The sequence below is a fragment of the Pseudoxanthomonas sp. LjRoot204_2 genome, from assembly GCF_056175765.1.
In genome coordinates this window covers 1-5,776 of record NZ_JBGFFG010000217.1, presented here as the reverse complement: position 1 = coordinate 5,776, position 5,776 = coordinate 1, and the positions used below count along the sequence as shown (strand labels likewise).

5 protein-coding genes are annotated in these 5,776 nt (G+C 67.9%); 2 read left to right on the top strand and 3 right to left on the bottom strand.

Annotated features, from left to right (window positions below):
- Positions 1-28: 28 nt before the first annotated feature.
- Positions 29-589: a DUF2059 domain-containing protein gene (locus AC04L7_RS11275; protein ID WP_299345606.1), complete on the bottom strand. Its 561-nt coding sequence runs from the start codon at positions 587-589 to the stop codon at positions 29-31.
- Positions 590-712: 123 nt separating this feature from the next.
- Here AC04L7_RS11275 and arfB point away from each other — a divergent pair, with 123 nt between their 5' ends.
- Positions 713-1,147 carry an alternative ribosome rescue aminoacyl-tRNA hydrolase ArfB gene (gene arfB, locus AC04L7_RS11270; protein WP_296278931.1) on the top strand — a complete coding sequence of 145 codons (435 nt, stop codon included), beginning with the start codon at positions 713-715 and terminating at the stop codon, positions 1,145-1,147.
- A gap of 40 nt (positions 1,148-1,187) precedes the next feature.
- Positions 1,188-1,748 carry a lysophospholipid acyltransferase family protein gene (locus AC04L7_RS11265; protein ID WP_296278996.1) on the top strand — a complete coding sequence of 187 codons (561 nt, stop codon included), beginning with the start codon at positions 1,188-1,190 and terminating at the stop codon, positions 1,746-1,748.
- A gap of 229 nt (positions 1,749-1,977) precedes the next feature.
- On the opposite strand, the gene AC04L7_RS11260 is transcribed toward AC04L7_RS11265, so the two are convergent.
- On the bottom strand, positions 1,978-5,061 hold the full coding sequence (locus AC04L7_RS11260; protein ID WP_475513024.1) for a TonB-dependent receptor: 3,084 nt from the start codon (positions 5,059-5,061) through the stop codon (positions 1,978-1,980).
- Between the two features lie 98 nt (positions 5,062-5,159).
- On the bottom strand, positions 5,160-5,776 hold a 617-nt coding region (locus AC04L7_RS11255; protein WP_475513023.1), incomplete at its 5' end, for a FecR family protein.

Below are 5,776 nucleotides of genomic sequence, written 5' to 3'. Positions count from 1 at the left end.
CCCACAGCCGAGGATCTTGGGTCCGGCGTCAGCGCGTACGGCGACGCTTCTGCGGCGGTGAGACGGGCGGGGGCGGGGTGACCGGGATGTTCTTGATCTCGCCCTGAAGCTCTTCCAGCATCGGCACCATCTTCTGCTGCACGGCGGTCAGGATGTTCTGCATCAGGGCCGGATTCTTGTCGAGCATGCGCTTGCCGGCGGCGCTCTCGTAGAACTTGGTGATGGCGCGTACGTCCTCGCGCGTGTAGGTCTTCTTGTAGACGTCCAGGTAGACCGGCCGCATTTCTTCCCACGACAGCGCCTTTCGCACRATCTCCCGGGTCTTGGCCTGGATGCGCGCGACCTCGGCCTTCTGCTCTTCCGTCATCGCCTGGCCGGCGAAATGCTTGTCGAACTCCTGCTGCTGCACCGCCTCCATCTGGGGCACCACGCCCGCGAGCAGGCTTTCGGCACGCGAGGCCTTCAGCAGGCGATCGATGTCGGCATCGGAGGGCTCGGCCGCAAAGGCCGTACTTGCGCAGGCCAGGGCCACGGTGGCGAGAAGCAGCAGGGAAAGACGGCGGGCCGCGGTCAGCGAGGCAGCGATCATGCGATGCGGTGGCGTGGAACGGGGCCACAGGGTGCCTGTCGACGGGTAAAACTGCCGTTAACGGGCGGCAATCCCGCGGCAGCACGCTACGAACCGTCGCCCATCCTGACTACAATCCGCCGCATGGGGAGCACCGCACTCGAGATCACGCCGACACTGGCGATTCCGGACGACGAACTGGTCGAACGTTTCGTGCGGGCGAGCGGTGCCGGCGGACAGAACGTCAACAAGGTCGCCACGGCGGTGGAGCTGCGCTTCGACGTGGCGGGGTCGCCATCGCTGCCGGATGTGCTGCGGGAGCGCCTGCTGGCCAGGCGCGACCGCCGCCTGACCGACGAGGGCGTGCTGGTGATCGATGCGCAGCGCTTCCGCACGCAGGACCGCAACCGCCAGGACGCGCGCGAGCGCCTGGCGGCGATCATCGCCGCCGCGCTGGTGGTGCCGAAGACGCGCGTCGCCACCAAGCCGTCGCGTGCGGCGAAGGCGCGGCGGCTGGATGCCAAGCGCGAGCGCAGCCAGGTCAAGCGCGGCCGTTCGCAGAAGAACCAATGGGAGTAACCGTTTGAGCCACGACATCGTTCCGCGCATCCCGCCCAACATGCCGCAGGTACCGCCCAACCGGTTCACCCGCTGGATGGGGCGTACGTTCCTGCGGATGTTCGGCTGGAAGATCGTGGGCACGCTGCCGGACATCCCCAAGCTGGTGATGATCGTCGCCCCGCATTCGTCCAACTGGGACGGCATCTGGGGCATGGCGGCGAAGATCGCCATGGGCTTCCAGGTGCGCGTGCTGGGCAAGGCGCAGCTGTTCTGGTGGCCGCTGTCGCCGCTGTTGCGCAAGCTGGGCGTGGTACCGGTGGATCGCAGCTCGCCGCAGGGCACCGTCGAACAGGCGGTGCGGATGATCCGCCAGTCCGACCGGATGTGGTTCGCGCTTACGCCCGAAGGCACGCGCAAGCGCGTGGACAAGTGGAAGGGCGGGTTCCTGAAGATCGCGCAGCAGGCGCAGGTGCCGATCCTGATGGCCTACTTCCACTACCCCGACAAGGTGGTCGGCATCGGCGACGTCTACTACCCCACGGGCGACATGGAGACCGACATGGCCGCGATCCGCGCGTGGTACCAGCCGTGGCAGGGCAAGAATCGCGGGACGGTATGAGGCGCGCGGTGATGGGCCTGATCGCCGGCGTGTCGCACGCAAGACGCCAGGTCCAGGCCTGACCAGCCTTCGCCGGTTGAATGCCGCCGGGATGATGAAGCAACGTCGTCCCCGCGTGCGCTGGGATGACGGGGTGAGGTGCCACGTCGGCTGCGTCGTCAGGGATTTCCACCTGCAAGTAAAAGGCCCACCTTGCGGTGGGCCTTTTCGCTGATGCGGCGGAACAGGCTTACAGCGCTTCGCCACCCAGTTTCCACGTGACCTGCAGGTAGTAGCTGCGGCCCATGGAATCGAACCACGAGGTGTCGTAGTACGGATAGTTCGCCCAGGTCGCATCCTTCGGCGGCATCTTGTCCATCAGGTTGTTGATGCTCAGCGACAGGCGCAGGTGGTCGGTGATGTCGTAGCGCGCGCCCGCGTTGAAACGCCAGGTGGAACCGGTCCACGCATCGTTGTTGTAGTTCGCCACCCGCCCCAGGTAGTTGCCGAACAGGCTCACGCCCAGGTTGTCCCGATCCCAGCTGGCACCCAGGTTGCCCTTGTGGCGAGGCAGGGTGGTGGCACTGAAGCTGAGGTCCAGCATGTCCTCTTCGGGATCGCCGGGATACTGCTGGCGCGTGTGCGTGTCCGTCCACGTATAGGTGCCGGTGAAGCGGAAGTCACCGGCGCTGGCGGTCTGCAGCCGGTAGTTGGCGGTCAGGTCGACGCCCGTGGTTTCCTCGTTGGCGATGTTGATCGGTGCGAAGCGGACGCTGGTGATGTTGCCGTCCGCATCGCGGATGACGCGGGCGATGGCATCCACGCAGGTCGGCGAGTTGATGTCGACGGGGTCGCCGTTCTCGTTGGTGCCGAGGCGACAGTTGGCCTCGTCGATGCGCAGCTGCTCGCGGCTCTGGCTCTGCACCTGGTTCTCCACGCGGATCTTGTAGTAGTCCAGCGCCAGGTCGAAGTTGGCGAAGGGCGACCACACGATGCCCGCCGAGAACGACTTGCTGGTCTCGACGTCCAGGTCCATGTTGCCGGTGTACACGTCGAACGTGTTGATGTCCCACGTGCCGTCGTCGTAGCAGTCGGCATCGCTGAAGGTGGGTTCATCGGTGCGGCACTGGTAGTAGTCGGTCGACAAGGTGCGGTAGTAGTCGTCGCCGGCGAACAGGTAGTGCATGTCGGGCGCACGGAAGCCGGTGCCGTAGGAGCCGCGCACCAGCAGCGTGTCGACGGGGCGCCATTCCAGGCCCGCGCTGTAGGTGAACTTGCCCGGGTTCTTGTCGCCGTACTCGTAGCGGTCGTAGCGGCCGGCCAGGCTGGCCTGCAGCGAGGACAGCAGCGGCAGGCGGAACTCGCCGGCCACGCTCCAGCGGTCGCGGTCGCCGCTGCCGTCGCCATAGCGCGGGCCGTAGTAGGCGTCGGCGGTCAGGGCGAGCGGATCGGGGTTGATCTCGTACGACTGCTGGCCGTACTCGATCGCGCCCGCGAAGCCGACATCGCCGGCCGGCATGGTGAACAGCGCCGGCGTATCGACGGTGAAGCTGAGGTTGTCGTTGTCGGCCTTGGGGCGGAACGTGGACATCGCGGCGATCGATGCKAACTCGGCCTGCGTCAGCGGCGTGAACAGGCGGTCCGGATCCGGACTGAAGATCGCATAGCCATCGGCGTCATAGCCCTGCTGTTCGCCCAGGAACAGGCGGTTGGCGGCCGCGGCCCGGATGCGGGGCATGCCCACGTCGGCCTTGTACTGGGAGTGGTTGTAGGCGGCTTCCCAGTTCCAGTTGTCGCCGAACGCGCCCTGCAGGCCCGTGGTCACCGCGAACGTCTTCTGGGTGGTGACGTTCATGCGGTTGCGCAGGCCGCCGATTTCCTCGGGCGTGAACTGGCGCGACCAGATTTCGTAGTGGCCGGTCGCCGCGTTGTAGAAGATCTTGTCGTTGTTGTCGGTGGAGTTGGGGTCGTGGAACTCCCAGCCCATGACATCGCTGACCACGTCGTTGCCGTTGGTGCCGGTCAGCAGCCGCACTTCCTGGCGGCCGAGCTGGACATCGGCGAACCAGGACAGGCTGTCCGAGAAGCGGTATTCGAACGAACCGTACGCGGTGAAGCCCTTGCGCTCGTTCTGGATCGTGCGATACGCGATGGCGCGCTCGCTGCCGCAGTAAGGTTCGCCGAAGCGGTCTTCCGCCAGCACGGTGGTGCCGTCGTTCAGGCCCGCCATCGCCGCGCAATCGTCGTCGGGGGCGATGTTGACGTCGTCGTCCCAGTCGTAGCGCTGGGCGGTCAGGCGCGGCAGCTGGCGGCGGGTGGTCGGCGCGTCGAGGGTCGAATCCTGGTTCTTGCGCTCGTAGCCCCACAGCGGGCGCTTGTCGAGCAACTCCAGGCCGACGATGCCGCTGAAGGCATCGCGTTCGAAGCCGGACGTCACGGTCAGCCGGTGCGATTCGCCGCCGCCGCGCTCGGTGTTGCCGTAGCGGTAGTCGAGGATGGTGCCGTCGGTGGACTTCTTGAGGATGAAGTTGATGACGCCGGCCATGGCGTCGGAGCCGTAGACCGCCGATGCGCTGCCGGTCAGCACTTCGATGCGGTCGATCATGCCGAGCGGAATGTTGCCGATGTCGGTGAAGTTGCTGCGGCCGTTGAGCGGCAGCGGGAAGTCCGCCGTGCGGCGGCCGTTGATCAGCACCAGCGTGTGGTTGGGTCCCAGCCCGCGCAGGTCGACCGCCTGTGCACCCGGCGTCGACTGGGCGCTGGTGGTGTTCTGCTGTCCCTGCACGCTGCCGCTGTTCTGGCTGAGCGAGCGCAGCACGTCGGGCACGGAGGTGAAGCCGGCCGCCTGGATCTGTTCGGCGGTCACCACCGTGATCGGTGCCGGGCCTTCGATCTGCGCGCGCGGGATGCGCGAGCCGGTGACCTGCAGCGTTTCCAGCTGGGTCACGGGTTCTTCGGCCTGGGCGGCACCGCCCCCGGGAGGCGCCTCCTGGGGGGCGGGACGCGGCGCCGGTGCGCGCCGCGGCGWGGCGTCCGCCTGCACGATGAGCACGGCGCCGGACGCGTCGCGCCTGGCCTGGAAACCGCTGCCCTGCAGCAGGCGGTCGAGGGCCTGGTCGGTGGTGGCGGCGCCCTGCACCCCGCGGGTGCGCCGTCCCTTCAGCTGGTCGGCGCGATAGACCAGCTGCGTGCCCGACTGCTTGGCCAGCGTGTTGAGCGCCGTCGTCAGTTCGCCCGCAGGCAGGTCGATGCGGCCCGGGGCCGCCTGGGCCTGCGCAGCGAGCGCCACGCTACAGGCCGTACTCAACAACAGGACGCGCATCGGATACCGCATCGACTCTCTCCCCGGGGTGCTCGGTATGGCACCTATTGGCTATCAGGACGAACGAACCGCGCAAATCCCCCCATGACCTTCGTCGTGGCGCGGGCGACCTACCGCGTATGCAGCACGATGCGGTCCGCATGCCGCTCCGCGCGTACCGGGAACCCCTGTTCCAGCAGGTGCGCGAACCCTTCGGCGTTGGACCAGCGGAAATTGCCGCCCACGCGCAGGTCGGCGACGGTGGCGTCGCCCAGCTCCAGCTTGCGCGTGTTGAACCGGTTGAATTCGGCGGCAGCCTCCGCCAGCGAGGTGTCGTCGAAGGTCAGGAAGCCGTCGCGCCATTCCAGGTAGCGTTCGGCGTCGGCCAGCGGCAGCGACCGCACCAGCACGCCATTGCGGCCGGCCGTCGCCACGCTGCCGGCGGGCAGCAGCGACACCGGCTGCGCGCGGCCGTCGGGGCCGGCGCGGCTTTCCAGGCGCACCTTGCCCTCGGTGACCACCACGCGGATCTCGTCCGGATCGCGGCGCACGGAGAAGCGGGTGCCGACGGCGGCGACGCGGCGCCCGTCCGTGTCCACCACGAACGGACGCCGGGTGTCGTGGGCCACGTCGAAGAACGCTTCGCCGCGCGCCAGCGCCAGGTGGCGCTCGCCCCGGCTGATGCGCACGTCCAGCCGGCTGTCGCTGCTCAGCGTCGCCGTGGAGCCGTCCGGGAGCGTGACCGTCC

What these genes read in the sequence shown, in the direction of transcription:
- arfB (WP_296278931.1), top strand. Translation starts at nt 713, where the DNA reads ATGGGGAGCACCGCACTCGAGATCACGCCGACACTGGCGATTCCGGAC.
- AC04L7_RS11265 (WP_296278996.1), top strand. Translation starts at nt 1,188, where the DNA reads ATGCCGCAGGTACCGCCCAACCGGTTCACCCGCTGGATGGGGCGTACG.